Source organism: Sorangium sp. So ce367 (assembly GCF_051520455.1).
In the GTDB taxonomy this organism is placed as follows: domain Bacteria; phylum Myxococcota_A; class Polyangia; order Polyangiales; family Polyangiaceae; genus Sorangium; species Sorangium cellulosum_B.
Genome location: NZ_CP150334.1, coordinates 10045609 through 10061978, shown reverse-complemented (window position 1 = coordinate 10061978; position 16370 = coordinate 10045609). Strand labels below are relative to the sequence as shown.

Genomic DNA, 16370 nt, shown 5'->3' with positions numbered 1-16370 from the left:
AAAACGGTTAGAGAACATTCTATGACGCGCAAGACGACCGTGGTCCTCGGCATGCTGGGCCCGACGCTGGACACCGGGAAGACGGCGGAGCGCTGGTCGCGCTGGCGCCCGAGCGTGGCGCTGTGTCAGCACGAGGACCTGATCGTCGACCGGTTCGAGCTGCTCTACCAGCGCCGCTTCGAGGGCCTGGCCGAGACGGTGATGGGCGACGTGCGGCGCGCCTCGCCGGAGACGGACATCCGCGGTCACGTGGTCGAGGTGGACGATCCGTGGGACTTCGAGGCGGTGTACGGCGCGCTCCACGACTTCGCGAGGGCGTACCCGTTCGCGCCGGACCGGGAGGACTACCTCGTCCACATCACGACGGGCACGCACGTCGCGCAGATCTGCCTGTTCCTGCTCACGGAGTCGCGGTACTTCCCGGGCCGGCTCATCCAGACGTCGCCGCCGAAGCGCGACCGTGAGGAGCTCGCGGCCGGGTCGTTCACGATCATCGATCTCGACCTCTCGAAGTACGACCGCATCGCGTCGCGCTTCCAGAAGGAGCAGCGCGAGGGGGTGTCGTTCCTGAAGAGCGGTATCGAGACGCGCAACGCGGCGTACAACAAGCTGATCGAGCGGATCGAGCACGTGGCGATCGCGTCGCGCGCGCCCATCCTGCTGATGGGCCCGACGGGGGCGGGGAAATCGCAGCTCGCGCGGAAGATCTACGACCTCAAGAAGGGGCGCCGGCAGGTGGGCGGCGACTTCGTGGATCTGAACTGCGCGACGATCCGCGGCGACGGGGCGATGTCGGCGCTGTTCGGGCACACGAAGGGGTCGTTCACGGGGGCGCTCCAGGACCGCCCGGGGCTCCTGCGCAAGGCGCACGAAGGGGTGCTGTTCCTCGACGAGATCGGCGAGCTGGGCGCCGACGAGCAGGCGATGCTGCTGCGGGCGATCGAGGAGAAGGCGTTCTTGCCGGTCGGCTCGGACAGGGAGGTGAAGAGCGAGTTCCAGCTGCTCGCCGGCACGAACCGGGATCTCGCGCTGGAGGTTCTGGCGGGGCGCTTCCGCGAGGATCTCCTGGCGAGGATCAACCTGTGGACCTTCCGGCTCCCGGGCCTCAGGGAGCGGGTCGAGGACATCGAGCCGAACCTCGATTACGAGCTCGACGCCTCGGCGCGGCTGCTCGGCGTGCGGATCACGATGACCCGCGACGCGCGCGCGCGGTTCCTCGGGTTCGCGACGTCGCGAGAGGCGCTGTGGCCGGGCAACTTCCGGGACTTCAACGCGGCCGTGACGCGGATGGCGACGCTCGCGCCCGGGGGGAGGATCGGGGGGCCGATCGTGGAGGAGGAGATCGGGCGGCTGGTGGAGGCCTGGCGGCGAGCGCCCGCGGCGGGCGGCGCGGCGGGGGAGGGGGGCGACGGGGACGAGCTCGTTGTCGCGGCGCTCGGCGCGCGCCGGGCGGCGGCGCTCGACCCGTTCGATCGGGTGCAGCTGGCCGAGGTGCTGCGGGTGCTGAAGGGCGCGCGGTCGTTGTCGGAGGCGGGACGGGTGCTGTTCGCGGCGTCGCGGGCGAAGAAGAAGAGCGTCAACGACGCGGACCGGCTGCGGAAGTACCTGGCGCGGTTCGACATCGACTGGAGCGAGGTGGCGGGGGGCGCGTAGAGAGGGGTCTCCCTCTCACGAGGCCAGGACCGAGCCCGGGCAACGACGTCGCGGCGCCGAACCGTCGAGAGCCGCGCGCGACCGATGCGCGATGCTCCCGCGGGCCGTGCCACGCCGCGGGCCGTGACATGTCACGCCGCGATCCGTGACATGTCACGTTGCGGCCCGTGACATGTCATGGAGAATGGGCCTCACAGCGCGGCGGGCGGCCCGTCGTCCAGCGCGTGGAACGCGACGGATCGAGACTTCTCGCGCTCTCTGCGCCTGGCACATGGAGTGCTACGTGCCAGTCCGAGCGGCCGAGAAACAGCGATTTTTCACAGCGGCCTGTGCTCACGGGATGGCAATGGCAAATCACGAGAACATCAATCTACCGGAGCGCACCAGGTTGTGTCCTTCTGCCGGTGGCAGAGGAAGGAGCACGACGAACGACGGTTCAAGGATCCAGGCGCGGCTCTCACGGGCTTTGGCGCTGGCGGCGAGCGTGAGCGTGGTGGGCTGTGGTACGCCCGAGGGGGAGGCCCCCGAGCAGGCCGCGATCTCCACGGCCAGGCAGGCGCTCTTGAACCAGTTCGAGATCGCGCTCGGGTTCCCAGCAGGCTTTTCACAGAGCAACGTCGCCCTCCATGCATCGCAGTCGCTGCGCATCGCCGGCGGGGTCACGCTGCGCGACGTGAGCGGCGCGCCAGCGCCGGCGGTGAACGTCGGCACCGGCCTCCTCGAGGTCAACGCCGCGACGAAGACAGGGTCGCTCGTCAGCGGAGGCAATGTCTGGCTCGGGAGTCAGACGGAGGCCACCGGCACGGTCCAGGCGGCCGGCACCATCACCAAGCAAGCCGGCGCAGCGATCGTCGGGACCGAGCTTCCGGCAACGCCCCTCGGCCCGCTCGGGAACCTGCGCTTCACTGTCGACTTCCCGTCGCTCGTCAGCGTACCGCCCGTCGGACCGGACACGACCTCGTCGCTGGCCCCGGGAGGTTACGCGAGCGTCTCCGTCGGCCCTCGGAGCACGCTGGATCTCAGCTCGGGCACGTACTATCTCGATCAGCTCCAGATGCAGCCTCAGTCGATCGCCCGCCTCGATACGTCGGCCGGCCCGGTGATCGTCTATGTACGCCAGCTGCTCGATTTCAAGGGGAGAGTTCAGTTCGTCGGCCCGGACAGCAGCTTCTTCCTGGCCTACCTCGGGACCGGGACCGTCTCGCTCGAGGCCGCGTTCAACGGGACCCTCGTGGCGCCCAGCGCGACCCTGCGCCTCGCGCCGGTCGGGTCGCCCGGACATCGAGGGTCGTTCTTCGGGCAAACGGTCGAGGCCGCCGAGGCGGGCTCCACCATCACGTTCGACCCCTTCGACCACTGGTACGATGTCCTGAACATCCACCCGGTTGTCGAGTGCGTGCGACGCTTCAAGCACCCTGCGGGGGCCGCGCTCTTCGGCTACGAGAACGAGAGCGACTTCCCGGTCACGGTGCCGCTCGGCTCGCAGAACCAGCTCGTCCCCGCGGGAGGCGTGGCGCCGCCCACGACGCTCTTGCCCGGGGTGCACGACAAGGTGTTCTTTGCGCCCTTCGACCTGAGCGGCAGCCTCTCGTGGCAGCTCGCCGGAGAGACCGCGACCGCGAGCTCGTCCAGCCCCGCTTGCGATCTGGGAGATGTCCCCCCGGAGCCAGAGCCCGCCCCGCCGCTCGCCCTCGTCCCCATCGAGCGTCCGGGCGTTTCGCTCGCGTCCTTGAGCGTGCAGCTCGCGCCGGAGGTGACGACGTCTGCCACGTCCCACCTGGCTTCGGAGGTGTATGGCGACTTCGTGGGCCCGCAGGTGGGCAACACGAGCAACGAGGAGGCCGGCCCCGCCGCCTTCACGTTCACGGTCACCTCGCTCAACTTCGATGACGGCGAGGGGCTGTGTGGCACGGTCGATCCGTTCGTCGCCAAGCTCGTCATCGACGGCCAGGACAAGGGTCAGACGAGCAGCGGCACGGTGCAGGTCGCCCGCGAGCGGGCCACGGTCCACGTCTCGGTCGACGTGGACGACGACGACGCATGGTTCTGCCTGGGGGACGACGACCTCCGGGACTACGGGTTCGACGTCGACCTGTACACCGGCGCTACCGGCGCGAACGAGACGTGCATCGACGGCGGCCGCATGTGCTTCACCGCGACGCCGATCGCGAGCCCGGACATCTGCTTCGACTGGAACGCGCAGTTCGTCGACTCTGGCCCCTGGGCTGGCATCGGCAGCGAGGACTACCTTCCCGGCAAGGAGATGCAGCCGGTCCCGGCGAGCTTTGCGCGCTACCAGATCACGATGTCGAACTCGACCGGCGTGCTCTTCGACCGCGGCGGCGTGCTCGACGGCGACGGCTGCGTTCCGAGGCCCAAGCTCCCCGTCCGCTCGCACTGGCAGCTGGGCACCGACCTCCAGATCGCGACCCGCGTCATCAGCCAGCACTGCCTCGACCCGTCGGAGACCAACTGCGCCATGAACGGCTCAGCGTTCACCGGGGCCAACGTCGTCGTGCGGCAAACCGGGCAGAGCGGGCCGGCCTCCATGTGCGCGATCTACGCGGAGGACCTCGGGAGCGTCACCGACGCGACGTGCTCGGCCTACCCGATCGATTGGCCCACGATGCCCCCGGCGCCCTTCCGCCCGGCCTTCGTCGAGCACAACTCGATCACCCGAGCCGGCGCGGCGATCAGCCAGATGCTCAAACGTGAACACGAGAGCGATGGGGAGCTCGGCATCGTGCGTGCGATGATCGATCATCGCTACGAGGGCAATGGTCGAGTCGAGATCGTCGTCGACGAATATTGCGAGATCGACGATCCCTGCACGGAGGAGACCCTCATGACGAGCTGCAGGAGCCGGGACACGCTGTTTCTCGAGCCAGATGGACTCGCCGCTTCGTCGACCCGCTTCAAGTACGTCGTCGCGCACGAGTTCGGTCATTTCATTCAGGGCAGTGGTCAAGGGCTGATGAGGCCGGAGTACGGCTGCGCGGGCGACGCCGACCAGCCCGCGCTCTGCCGCTGCGATGGCGTCCCCCCCGATCAGCGGCTCCACTGCCTGCAATCGCTGGAGGAGCCGAACGCCGCGCAGGTCGAGGGATTTGCTCAGTACTTCGCGGCCAAGGCCTTCAACGCCGACATGGAATCCGACTGCACGTTCGTCTACTACAAGCCGATGTCGACCGCGGAGTGCATGCCGGGAGTGACCGATTGCGCGTTCGATGAGGACACCGGCCTCTACATCAATCAGCCGCCGATCCCGGTGAGCTGCAAGCAGGCGGTCCGGTGGCGCAACACGCACTGCGTCGACGGGGGCTCGTCCCCCGACCTCCTCTCGTTCGGCACCGAGTACGACTGGCTGGAGTTCCTCTACGGGGTCGACAGCCATCCGACGCCTGAATTGCGCTGGAAGATGAAGGATCTCTTCAACGCCTACCTCGCCGCGTGCAGTGAATCGGAAGAGAACGTCGAACCTTGCACCGGCAAGCGCGTCAGCTGGAATGGCGGACCGGGGCACGACAGCCTGGTCGACGGCGTCGCCTTGCTGGTGACCGTAGGGCTCAGGACGCCGGCGGCAGCGCAGAGCTTCGAAAACCTGGGTGACGAGTTCGGGGTCAGCAACGTGCCATGAATACGAACGCTCCGATGACGTGCGCGATCGGCGTCGCTCTCTGGGCTCTCCTGGTCGTACCCCTCGGCTGCCAGCCTGGGGCGGAGCACCAGGAGCCGTCCGTCGTGCCTGCCAGCAACATGGATCCGGTCGGTCCGGAGGTGACTGGCTGGGAGGTCGCCTCCGCCGATGGATCCGTGTGCCGGCATCCAGCGGTGGTGGCTGAATGCGCGAATGGTTGGTGTCGCGTTCCGCCGGGCTGCTTCATCATGGGCTCGCCGGAGAGCGAGCTCTGGCGTGGTGAGTACACCGAGATTCCAAGGGCGGTCACGCTCGAGCGCGGGTTCGAGATCGGCCAGTTCGAGCTGACGCGCAAGCAGTGGTCGGAGCTCGTCGAGCTCATGCCGGAGAAGCCGGTGAAGGTCCAGGATGGTACGGCGACCTGCGAGGACGACGCGTGTCCGCTCCGGTATGCGACGTGGTTCGAAGCCCTCCTCTTCGCGAACCTGCTCTCCGCACGTCACGAGCCGCCCCTCGCGCCCTGCTTCGAGCTCTCCGAATGTCAAGGCGAGCTGGGCCGCGGCGTGATCTGCGGCCGCGTGGGCCTCGCGGGCGACGCGGCGAGCGTCTACGAGTGCGAGGGCTATCGCCTGCCGACGGAGGCAGAATGGGAGTACGCCGCGCGCGCGGGGACGAGGACGGCCTACTACGGAGGTGACATCACCGGAGCGAACCCGGACGCGCGCTACGACCCCGAGCCGAACCTCGATCCCATCGCATGGTATGACGTGAACTCGGGAGCGCGTACGCACCCCGTGGGGACGAAGCGGCCCAACCGCTGGCGCTTGTTCGACATGCTCGGCAACGTCGTCGAGTGGACCAGCGATCGACCCGTCTTTCACGATGCCGAGGGGCCAGTGACGAACCCTGCCACGGAGATCACCCTGAGGACCGACGGGACAGATCTCCGCGTGACCCGAGGCAGCAACGCCGCGGGCTCGCGTTTTCAGCTGCGAGCGGCCAGCCAGAATTACCCCGCGTCGGACGCGGTGCACCGAGGCGTCGGCTTCCGTCTCGTCCGGACGATCAAGTGAGGCTCAGCCGCCGGGCGCTGCTGCGCCAGGGCGACCGGACACCCGCCGTCAGCGCGATCGCCCGAGCGCGCGTCCGCCCGAGGTCTGGCCTGAGGTCCCCTGCGGCGCCTGGGGGCCGAAGAGGTAGGCAAACACCAGGGTCGTGGCCTCGGCCTCGAGCTGCGCCGTGCCGATGAGCTCCGGCCGCTCGAACACCGCGCGGTGTGCGAGCGCCTCGAGGACCGTCTCCACCACGAAGGCCGCGACCCGCACGTCGGACACCGCGAGGCGCGCGCGATGGGCCGCGAGGTGGCGCTCCAGGAGCGCCGCGAGCTTGCGGCTCGTCTCCATCACCCCGGCGAGCGGGCCGATGCGCGGCACCTGCTCGTTCAGGATCCTGTGCAAGGCCGGCGAGATCCGGTGCGGGTCGAGGCCGGCGCGCAGGAAGGCGCGCACGGCGGCCTCGGGATCCGACGGATCCGCCGCGGCCAGCGCGTCGTCGACGCACGCCACGAGCGCGGAGGCGTGCCGCTCGGCGAGCGCCGCGACCAGCGACTCCTTGTTGGGAAAGTACTGATACAGCGACCCGACGCTGACGCCGGCGCGCTCTGCGACCGCGATGGTGGTCGTGCCCTCGTACCCGCGGGCGAGCAGAACGCGAACCGTCGCCTCGATGATCGCGTCCACCGTGGCCCGCGAGCGCGTCTGGCGCGGCGCTTTCCGCGGGTTTGTCTCGGCCTTGCCCATCCCAGAACGCGCCTCCGGCAACGCGAATACCGGACACGACTCAACGTTCGCATACTGACTCGACCCCACGCAGGAGGCAACGACGCTCATGCACACCACGACTCTCGAGACTCACGGCCCGGTCGCCCTGGTCACCGGCGCCTCGTCCGGCCTCGGCCGCGCCACGGCTACGCTGCTCGCGGCGCGCGGTTATCGCGTGTTCGGCGCGAGCCGCGATCCCTCGCGCGCGGCGGGCGCGCCGTTTCCGCTGCTCCCGCTCGACGTCCGCGAGGACGCCTCGGTCGCGGCGTGCGTCGCCGAGGTCCTCGGCGCCGCCGGGCGCATCGACGCGCTGGTGAACAACGCCGGCTACGCGTTCGTCGGCGCGGTCGAGGAGACCTCGCTCGACGAGGCGCGGGGGCAGATGGAGACGAACTACTTCGGCGCGCTGCGGATGATGCGCGCGGTGCTGCCGGAGATGCGGCGCCGCAAGGCAGGCCGAATCGTCAACATCAGCTCGCTCGCCGGCGTCGTTCCGCCGCCCTTTCTGGGCGCCTACGCGGCCAGCAAGCACGCCCTCGAGGCGATCTCCGAGTCGCTGGCGATCGAGGTGCGACCGCGCGGTATTCACGTGTCGCTGATCGAGCTCGACGGCATGCGCACGGGCATCCCGTTCGCGCACCCGGCGCGCCCGGAGCCGGACCATGCGGCGCCGCGCGCGCGTATGCTGGGGCGGCTCGAGCGCATGACGCGCGAGACCGGCGACGACCCGTCGCTCCTCGCGCGCTGCGTGCTGGAGGCGCTCTCGAGCGACGCGCCGCGGCTGCGGTACGTGGTCGGCGAGCACGCGGCCGCGCTGATTGACGCCCGGCGCCGGCTCTCCGAGGCGGAGTACGCCCGCGAGGTCGTGGCCCGGCTCGGCCTGTGGGACCCGCCTGCGGCGGCAGCGCCTGGAGGTGCGGCGTGATGGCGTTCGACATCGAGAGCGCGCTCGCCGCGCCGACGAACGCCGGCGCGCCCGCGGCTGCCGGCGCGCCGCGAGTGCTCGGGTCGTTCGCGGCCGGCGGCCCCTGCATGGTCGGCGCCTTGAAGAAGGTGGCGGGCAGCACCGATGGCGCCTGGGAGCGGCACGACGGCGGCGACGAGCTGCTCGTGGTCTTCCGCGGGCGGGCCACGTTCACGATATGCCTGCCGGACGGCACGACGGAGGTGGTCGAGGTCGGTCCGGGTCGAGCGCTGCTGATCCCGCGCGGCACGGCGCACTCGGCGCACATCGTGGAGGACGTGCACGTGTTCTTCGTGACGCCCCGCGAGGGCAACGTCGAGTGGAGCGACGCGGAGGCGGGCGCCCGCGTGCGCTGACGCGGGGAGGCGCGCCGAGGACCTGAGAGCTCGGTTCTTTTCGTGCCCTCTCGCGCAGCGTCCTGACCCAGCCTCGCCCACGCCCCGCTGCGCACTCAACTTTACCGGTTCACATCGTGGCCCCGATGTCCCAGAGTGCCTCCCCCTGGAGGTCAACCGACATGGCTTTTGGCTCACTTCTTCGATCGGGCTCGCTCGTCCTCGCGCTCGGCACGCTCGCTCTCCTGTCCGCCTGCTCGGACGACGGCGATCCCCCTGACTCCGGCGGCACCGGCGGCGGCGCGTCCGCGAGCACCTCGAGCGCCTCGCAGGGCTCCGGCGGCGCGGGCGGCGGCACCACCGGTACCGGCGGCGACGCCGGCAGCACCGGCACCGGCGGCGCGGGCGGCAGCGGCAACGGCACCGGCGGTGGCGGTGGCGGTGGCGGCACCGGCGGTGCGGACGCGCAGGGGATCGTGCCCAACCCCATCATCTCTCGCGGCAAGCCGGCCTTCGCCTCGGGGGGGACGGCGTCGGTGATCAACGACGGCAAGTACAGGTCGGCAGGGACCTGGATCGCGGGCAAGCCCACCTCGGCCGCGCCCGCCTGGGTCGCCATCCAGGTCGGCACCGGATACGAGCGGCTGCTCCTGAGCTGGACGGCCTCGTACAACTACAACTACACGGACGTGCAATACGGGGCGCCGGGCGCCTACCGCGTGGAAACGTCGAGCGACTCCACGAACGGCTCGGACGGCACCTGGACGAAGGTCGCGGAGGTGACCGACAACCCGGTCCGCACGCGCGCCCACAGCTTCGATTTCGGCGGCAAGAGCTGGGTCCGGCTCGTCGTGACCGCGGCCCCCGCGACGACCGACGACACCGGCGTGCAGCTCGACGAGATCGACGTGCACGACATCTCGAAGGGCGCGGAGGACACGTGGTTCTTCCTCGGCGACAGCATCACGGCGTACGCCTACGACCGCGACACCCCGGCCACGCAGCCGAGCTTCGCCGAGAACGTGCACGCGGCGCACCCGGCCCACTATCCGGCGATGATCAACGGCGGCATCGGGAGCGAGCTCACGAAGAGCGGCGACAAGCCCAGCGCGCTCGATCGCATCGATGATGTCCTGGAGCTGAACCCCGACTTCCACTACTTCGCCATCGGTTACGGCACCAACGACTCCTGGGGTCAGACCGACCCGAGCACCTTCAAGGCGAACCTGCAGCAGATCATCGACAAGATCGAGGCAGCGGGCCGCGTCCCGGTGCTCGCGCACATCCCGTTCTCGCCGGACGGCAACCACGACGCGGTCCCGGTGTTCAACGAGGCGATCGACGCGCTGACGGAGGAGAACGGCCTCCCTCCTGGGCCGGACCTGTATACGTGGTTCAAGGACCACCCCGACCGGTTCACCGACAAGGTGCACCCGGATCCCGCCGGACGGGTGGCCATGAACAAGCTCTGGGCCGACGCCGTGGACGGCCTCTACCCGGCCCAGCGGTAGCGCGACCACGCGACCACGCGACCACGCGACCACGCGCCCTCGCGGCGCCGGCGCGAGCCTTGACTCCACGCGGCCGCGGGGGCTAGCTCGATCTGGCGCACGAACGGCGGCCCGGGGAGCACTGCCCTCGGGTGGGCTCGGCCGGCCCGCGCCCTCCAGGGTGGAGCATCTGGTTCGGGAAGATCGACCAACCCAAGCTGGGCGATCAGCTCCTCGGCCGGCTGAAGAAATAGCGGGCGCCGGAGCGGAGCCGTGATGGACGACGATCGGGACGAGCGAGAAGAGGAGGACACGAAGCGGGACATCGCTCCCTACGTGCCGCGCCGCCCCGTGATGGCGGTGATAGGCAACGGCCTCGCGGTGGACGCGGCGACCGAGGTTGTGTGCGTCGAGCTCGGGCGGCGCGCCGTGGAGGCGGGGTTCCGGCTGGTCACCGGGGGGCTGGGGGGCGTCATGGCCGCCGTGTCGCGCGGCGGGCGCGAGGCGACGACGTGGCGCGACGGCGATATCCTGGGGATCCTGCCAGGGTACGAGGCGTCCACGGCCAACCCGTACGTGGACATCGTCGTCCCGACCGGCATGCAGATCGGGCGCAACATCGTGGTCGTCGCCATGGCCGACGTGGTGGTCGTCGTCGGCGGCGGCGCGGGCACGCTGAGCGAGATCGCCGTCGCCTGGCAGCTCGGCAAGCCGCTGATAGCGCTCGCGGCGAGCGGGGGCTGGGCGAGGCAGCTCGCCGGGGGGCGCGTGGACGACCGGCGCTCGGATCGGATCGTGTCGGTCGCGAGCGCGGAAGAGGCGGTGGCGACGGCGTGGGAGACGGCGGGCCGCGGCCGCGGCCGGGGGGCGTGACAGGGCGCCGCGCGCGCGGCGCGGCCTCCGCGCGAGCCGGCCGCGCGGCAGCCCGTGCTAGCCTCCGCGCCGATGTCGGAAGCGGAAGAGGACGAGATCCAGCGGCTGAGAGCCCGCGTCGGGACGATCCTCCACGGAAAATGGCGGATTGACGCGCTGATCGGGGCGGGGGGGATGGCGGCCGTCTACGCGGCCACCCATCACGTGGGGCACCGCGTGGCCATCAAGATCCTGCACCCGGAGGGCGCCGTGTCCCGGGAGCTCCGCGCCCGCTTCGAGCAGGAGGCGCTCGCCGCCGCGCGGCTCGGGCACCCGGCCGCGGTGCAGGTCCACGACATCGACGTGACCGAGCGAGGAGAGCCGTTCCTTGTCATGGAGCTGCTCGACGGGGAGAGCCTCCGCGAGCGCGTGTTGCGGCTCGGTACGATCGATTCGATCGAGCTCCTCGCCCACATGGACACGCTCCTCGAGGTCATCAAGGCGGCGCACGACGCCGGGATCGTCCATCGGGACATCAAGCCCGACAACCTCTTCGTGACCCGCGATGGGCGGCTCAAGGTGCTCGATTTCGGGATCGCGCGCATGAAGCAGGGCGGCTCGGGGCTGAAGACGCGGACGGGCGCGGTGCTGGGCACGACGAGCTACATGGCGCCCGAGCAGATCCTGGGGAGGAACGTGGACGGGCGGGCCGACCTCTACGCGGTGGGCGCGACGATGTTCACCATCCTCGCGAACCGTCGAGTCCACGACGACGATGGGCTCACCGAGGGAGAGCTCCTCGTGAGGAGGAGCACGACGCCGGCTCCTCCGCTGTCGACGGTGGCGCCGGGCGTGGATCCGCGGGTCGCGCGCGTCGTGGACCGCGCGCTCGCCTTCCAGGTCGAGCGGCGCTACCCGGACGCGCAAACGATGCTCGCCGACGTGCGCGCGCTGCGACGGGGCGAGGAGCCGCCCTTCGCGACGGGGGAGCTGGCCACGAGGGACGAGCGCACGCGCGCGTACGGCCGGGCCATCCCCGACGGGCCGCCGGTGGGGGCGCAGTTCCCGAGCGCGAGCCCGCCGGGGGGGGTGATGCCGGCGGCGGTGGCCGCCTCGACGGGGGCTCCTCCGGGCCAGCCTTATCCGGGGGCGGCGGTGGCCGCGTCCCGGGGGCGAGGGCCGCGCGCGCCGGGAGCGACGCAGATCGCCGTCGTCGGCGGGGTGGGGGCGCTCCTCTTCTGCGTGGGAGTCGGCTTGGTGCTGCTGCTCTGGCCCTCCCGCGACCAGGGCGCCGGCGACGCTGGCGACAGCGGCGCGCCGGTGTCCCTGCCGGATGCCGCGCGGGCCCGGAGCGCTGCGGCGCTCGCTGTCGACCCCGCCGGCTGCCCGCCGGGCGTGCCTTGCACTTGCCCGGGCGGCAGTCCGGGAAACGTGCCGGTGAGCTGCCTGCTGACGTGCGGCGACGCGCCCGGCTGCAGGCCGAGCTGCTCCGATCGAGAGAGCTGCGCGAGCCACTGCGCCGGTGACTGCCAGTCTTCCTGCGCGAGGAGCAAGGGGTGCAACACGACGTGCGCTGACGGCTGCTCCACCGACTGCCGCAACGCGGAGACGTGCCAGGTCACCTGCGGTGCAGGGTGCTCGATCACCTGCGAGGACGTGAACAAGTGCGCGCACGTCGTGGGCGACGGGAGCGTCGTGAGGTGCAATCGGGTCGGAGGGTGCCAGGTGATGTGCATGGGCTCGTGCGCGGTGGCGTGCTCCAACGCCGGGGGAGGATGCCAGGTGACCTGCGTGGGGCAGGGGCGCGCGGTGAAGTGCGGCGACGGCCGCAACGCGTGCGGGGACGGCTGCTCGCTGCCGCGGTGAGACCGGGCTGGCGTGCCCGCGAGCCCTCGCCGCGCCTCAGAGCCGCGCCTTGCGCAGCGCGAGCAGCCAGTCGTTGAGCTCTCCCTGGTTGGGCGGCTCCTCCGGCAGCACGGCGTGATCGCGGGCCGCCTCGAGGGTCGTGAAGGCGCGGGCGATCTGCTCGGCCCAGCGCTCGGCGATGTCGGGAGCGAGCGGCGCCTGCTCTCCGGCGCGCTTGGCCTCGACCAGCTCGCGCGCGGCGCTGAAGCCGTAGAGGTCGAGGAGCGCGGTGACGTCGGTGACGATCTCGCCCGTCCGGAGGGCGTGGGCGCCGGTCAACGTGGTCCTGAGGACATAGAGGAGCTTCTTCGCCGACGAGCGGCCTCCCGCCTCCCAGGCGCGGAGCTGGCTCGTGGCGAAGCCGACGTAGTGGCGGAAGATCCGGCGCGAGAGCGCGGCGGCGACGATCGGGCGGAGCGAGGCGAGGTCGGGATCGACGTGGAGCTGGAGGGGGCCGAGGATCCGCTCGATGTAGTTGCCGTTGCCCTGGAGGACGCCGATGAGGACGGGGTGGAGCTCGTTCGAGGTGTAGTCGATCTCGACGCCGTCGATGACCTGCATCCGCTCGGGGCTCGCGTTGCCGCGGTGGAGGCCGAGCAGCTTCTCGGTCGGCTCGACGTGAACCGCCTTGAGGTCGAGGTCGCTGTCCGGCGAGGGGAAGCCGTACGCGTGCGCGCCGCTCAGGGCGATGACGAGGTGCGAACGCTTGGCCTCCTCCTCGGCGATGACGCGCGCCGCGACCTCCTGCTGCTTTGCTTCGAGCACCTGGGGGTTCATCCGTCGTCCTTTCTCTCCTCGTTGCCGGGCGCGGGGTCGTTGCCGGGCGCGGGGTCGTTGCCGGGCGTGGGGGCCGCGTCTCCGTCGTCCCAGGTTGCGACCGGCGCGGGGGGAGCGTCCTTGCCGAGGGGGCCGGGCTCCGCCGCGAGGTGCCGGCGGGCGATCTCCTTGCGGACCCGCCGGAGGAGCACGTCGGCGCGGGGAACGTCGGGGTGCGGCGGCAACCTGGTTGCGAGCCGCGCGGCCTCCAGCTCGGGCGTCATCGACTCGGCGAGCGCGATCGTGCGATCGAGCGGCCAGGCGCCGGCCTTGATGGCGAGGAGCGTCTCGCGGAGATCGCCCTGCACGACCAGGTCGACCTCGCCGTCGCGCAGCCAGCGGATGGCGGTCGCGATGAGGCGTACCAGGTTGTAGGCGTTCTTGGGGCGGAGGTCGCGGGAGAGGTCGAGCGACGTCCTGTCGGCCCGGGCGAAGGCCGCGAGCGAGGCGAAGTCGCGCGCGGGCAGCAAGCCCTGGTCGTGGAGCGAGCGGTAGAGCTGCTTGATGTACTCCTTCGCCTGGAGCTCCCGGTCAACCTGGGTCGGCGCGGCGCGCGGGCTGACGGCGGCGAGCTTCCGGGCGACGTCGTCGAGCGACATCGCGGGGTCGTTCGCGAGCCAGTCGAGCACCCGTTCCCGGTGCTCGGCGAGGCGGTGCGCCTGCGAGAGCCGCTTGAGCTGGGAGAGCGCGTAGCGGCCGAAGCTGCCGTAGATGGCCGAGGAGACGAACGCGTCGCGCGCCTCGAGGATCCAGGCGCCGATCTCGTCGCGCGCCTCGGCGGTGCGGACGAAGAGCAGCTCGAGGGTGTTCGGGTCGGCGCGCAGGGCCTGCCGGATGGCCTTCTCGACCTCCCAGTACGAGGCGCTGCCGTCGGCGCTCACGAGGTCCCGCGGGGGCTCGGCGAGGCCCGTGGTCCAGGGGAAGGGGAGGGCGAAGACGCCGCGCCGGTCGGTGTCGGACCCCTCGTTCGCGAGCCCCCACGCGCGCGACCCCACGACGGCCTCGAGGACGACGGCGGGCAGGAGCGCGTCCCAGGCGGCGCTGCGCCGCTCCGCGTGCCGCACCTGGCCGGTCTTGCGCGGGACGAGCTCGTCGCGGTGGTAGCGGACGACGCCCACGCCGACGAGCATCACGTCGAGCTCGGCGCCCGCCGAGCCGACGACGCGCCCGATGGCGCCCTGCGGGACGCGGCGCTCCCCGAGGACGCGGTCGACCCGGGTTGTCACCTCGGTGCCGTGGGGCAGAGGGACGGCGAGCGGATCGAGGTGGGTGAGGCCGCGCAGGCGGAGCTCCATGAGCGGACGCTACCATGACGACGCCATGACGACTCGACCCAGGTTGGGGGCGACCGACCGGCGGGCCCACCGGGGCCGACCCAGGTTGGCAGTGGGCCAGGCTGGCAGTTCGAGCTTGGCGTCCCGATTCGGGTCGGACTACTAACCGCAACCCAGGTCGGGCTAGCGTAAGCAATGGCTCCAGCTAAGGTGGCGGACCGCCAGGCGGCCGCCACCCACGAAGCTTGGCGAATCGGCGAAATGATTGACGAAAATCCCTGGCACGGCACTTGTCTTGTTGCGCCTGTCATGAGCCAGCCCCGCGAGATCGCTGCCGGAGCCACCTACCTCATCACCCGTCGCGTCCTGCGCCGGCACCTGCTCTTCCGCCCGGATGCGGCAATCACCCAGCTCCTGGTCTACGTGCTCGCGGTGTCAACCCGCCGTTACGGCATCAAGGTCCATGCGCTCTGCGCCATGTCAACGCATCTGCACCTGGTCGTGACCGATTCGAGGGGCGTCTTGCCGCGGTTCTTGCAGTTCTTCCATCGCATCGTCGCGCTTGGCACGAAGGTACTTCGCGGGTGGGAAGGCCCGGTGTGGGACCACGAGGCCACGAGCGTGGTGCGGCTGCTGACACGCGCGGCGGTGGTGGAGAAAATTGCATATGTCATGGCGAATCCTGTCGCCGCTGGCCTGGTGCAGCATGCTCGCGAGTGGCCGGGCGCCAAGGTGGATGTGGACGACCTCGGTCGCGGCGTGCTGCGCGCGGCACGGCCTTCGGTGTATCTCGACCCGGAAAACCCGCAGTGGCCCGAGGAGGTGACGGTCTCGCTCGCGCTGCCGCCGGCCATCGAGGAGGACAGCGCGGAGGGCTTTCGCCAGGACGTCTCTGCCGAGCTCGAGCGACAGGAAGCCCGGGCCCGCGCGGAGGTGCAGCGGCAAGGACGTCACTTCTTGGGCGCCGAGAGAGTCAGCAAGGTGTCCCCTTACGAGCGCGTGACGAGCTTCGAGCCGCTGCGCGACGGCAATCCGACGTTTGCGGTTGGTCGCGAGCAGGGAGACGCGTGGCGAATCGCTGGTGCCGCTGTGCGTGCGTTTCGAACGTTGTACCGTGCGGCACTCGAGCGATGGCGTGCTGGCGTACGCGACGCCGTATTCCCCGCGGGGACGTGGTGGATGTGCACGTTTCACGGGGCCAGCGCGGCTGACGGCGTGCTCACGATGTAGAGCCACAGCGGCGGCGCTGCAGGAAGGCGGGCGGGACGGGCGAGGGCATCCGTGCCTTGTCGTGGGGCCTTCCGTCTGGGCCGGCGGTGTAGGCCGCAGATCGTCGTGCGGCACTGTACGCAATGGGATGTGCAGGGACGATGCCGTTCCGAATGCGTAGGAGTGGGGACGGAGGGGTTGCGATCGGCTCTGCGTGATCGAACGGGGAGGTTCGTCCGGGAAAACGAACAATTAGCCCAGCTTGGCTTTAAGTTCGCCTGTCCGGGGTCCGATCGTGACATGAGTAGAGTTCAGCTGGGCTGAATTGCTGCGTTGCCACAGCTCAACCAGGGGCCGGCGGGCAGGCGCGCAACCTGGGTCGGATTTGCAGGGCCCCCGTGGTCGGGCTCAACCT

At 70.7% G+C, this 16370-nt stretch carries 12 protein-coding genes; 9 read left to right on the top strand and 3 right to left on the bottom strand.

Translation table 11 applies throughout. The features are described 5' to 3' along the window. Positions 1 to 21 precede the first annotated feature (21 nt). The 3 genes from rtcR to WME97_RS38135 all read left to right on the top strand — a co-directional run bounded on the left by rtcR (position 22) and on the right by WME97_RS38135 (position 6363). Complete coding sequence (gene rtcR, locus WME97_RS38145) at positions 22 to 1653, top strand: RNA repair transcriptional activator RtcR (protein WP_437545021.1); 1632 nt, start codon at positions 22 to 24, stop codon at positions 1651 to 1653. A 484-nt stretch (positions 1654 to 2137) separates the two neighbouring features. Beyond that, positions 2138 to 5290: a hypothetical protein gene (locus WME97_RS38140; RefSeq protein WP_437545020.1), complete on the top strand. Its 3153-nt coding sequence runs from the start codon at positions 2138 to 2140 to the stop codon at positions 5288 to 5290. Continuing rightward, complete coding sequence (locus tag WME97_RS38135; protein WP_437545019.1) at positions 5287 to 6363, top strand: formylglycine-generating enzyme family protein; 1077 nt, start codon at positions 5287 to 5289, stop codon at positions 6361 to 6363. The genes WME97_RS38140 and WME97_RS38135 overlap by 4 nt, the downstream gene beginning before the upstream one ends. Positions 6364 to 6411: 48 nt before the next feature. Here the strand turns inward: WME97_RS38135 and WME97_RS38130 are convergent, their stop codons facing one another. Continuing rightward, positions 6412 to 7029 (bottom strand): TetR/AcrR family transcriptional regulator, encoded by a 618-nt coding sequence (locus WME97_RS38130; RefSeq protein ID WP_437545018.1) that lies wholly within the window; start codon positions 7027 to 7029, stop codon positions 6412 to 6414. A gap of 148 nt (positions 7030 to 7177) precedes the next feature. Between WME97_RS38130 and WME97_RS38125 the strand changes: the two genes are divergently transcribed. The 5 genes from WME97_RS38125 to WME97_RS38105 all read left to right on the top strand — a co-directional run bounded on the left by WME97_RS38125 (position 7178) and on the right by WME97_RS38105 (position 12617). After that, positions 7178 to 8035 (top strand): SDR family NAD(P)-dependent oxidoreductase, encoded by an 858-nt coding sequence (locus tag WME97_RS38125; RefSeq protein ID WP_437545017.1) that lies wholly within the window; start codon positions 7178 to 7180, stop codon positions 8033 to 8035. After that, on the top strand, positions 8035 to 8430 hold the full coding sequence (locus WME97_RS38120; protein ID WP_437545016.1) for a cupin domain-containing protein: 396 nt from the start codon (positions 8035 to 8037) through the stop codon (positions 8428 to 8430). The genes WME97_RS38125 and WME97_RS38120 overlap by 1 nt, the downstream gene beginning before the upstream one ends. Positions 8431 to 8591: 161 nt before the next feature. Beyond that, positions 8592 to 9920 (top strand): GDSL-type esterase/lipase family protein, encoded by a 1329-nt coding sequence (locus tag WME97_RS38115; protein WP_437545015.1) that lies wholly within the window; start codon positions 8592 to 8594, stop codon positions 9918 to 9920. A gap of 255 nt (positions 9921 to 10175) precedes the next feature. Continuing rightward, positions 10176 to 10772, top strand: a complete 597-nt coding sequence (locus WME97_RS38110; RefSeq protein ID WP_437545014.1) for a TIGR00725 family protein — start codon at positions 10176 to 10178, stop codon at positions 10770 to 10772. 72 nt (positions 10773 to 10844) lie between these two features. Further along, complete coding sequence (locus WME97_RS38105) at positions 10845 to 12617, top strand: serine/threonine protein kinase (protein WP_437545013.1); 1773 nt, start codon at positions 10845 to 10847, stop codon at positions 12615 to 12617. 36 nt (positions 12618 to 12653) lie between these two features. On the opposite strand, the gene WME97_RS38100 is transcribed toward WME97_RS38105, so the two are convergent. Together WME97_RS38100 and WME97_RS38095 are read right to left on the bottom strand one after the other, a co-directional pair. Next, the gene (locus WME97_RS38100) at positions 12654 to 13433 is read right to left on the bottom strand and encodes a nucleotidyltransferase domain-containing protein (RefSeq protein WP_437545012.1); all 780 of its coding nucleotides are present in this window, start codon (positions 13431 to 13433) and stop codon (positions 12654 to 12656) included. After that, the gene (locus WME97_RS38095; protein ID WP_437545011.1) at positions 13430 to 14767 is read right to left on the bottom strand and encodes a DNA polymerase beta superfamily protein; all 1338 of its coding nucleotides are present in this window, start codon (positions 14765 to 14767) and stop codon (positions 13430 to 13432) included. Before WME97_RS38095 ends, WME97_RS38100 begins: the two co-directional genes overlap by 4 nt. Before the next feature lie 288 nt (positions 14768 to 15055). On the opposite strand from WME97_RS38095, the gene WME97_RS38090 reads away from it, so the two are divergent. Beyond that, positions 15056 to 15976: a transposase gene (locus WME97_RS38090; protein WP_437545010.1), complete on the top strand. Its 921-nt coding sequence runs from the start codon at positions 15056 to 15058 to the stop codon at positions 15974 to 15976. The last annotated feature ends 394 nt before the right edge of the window (positions 15977 to 16370 follow it).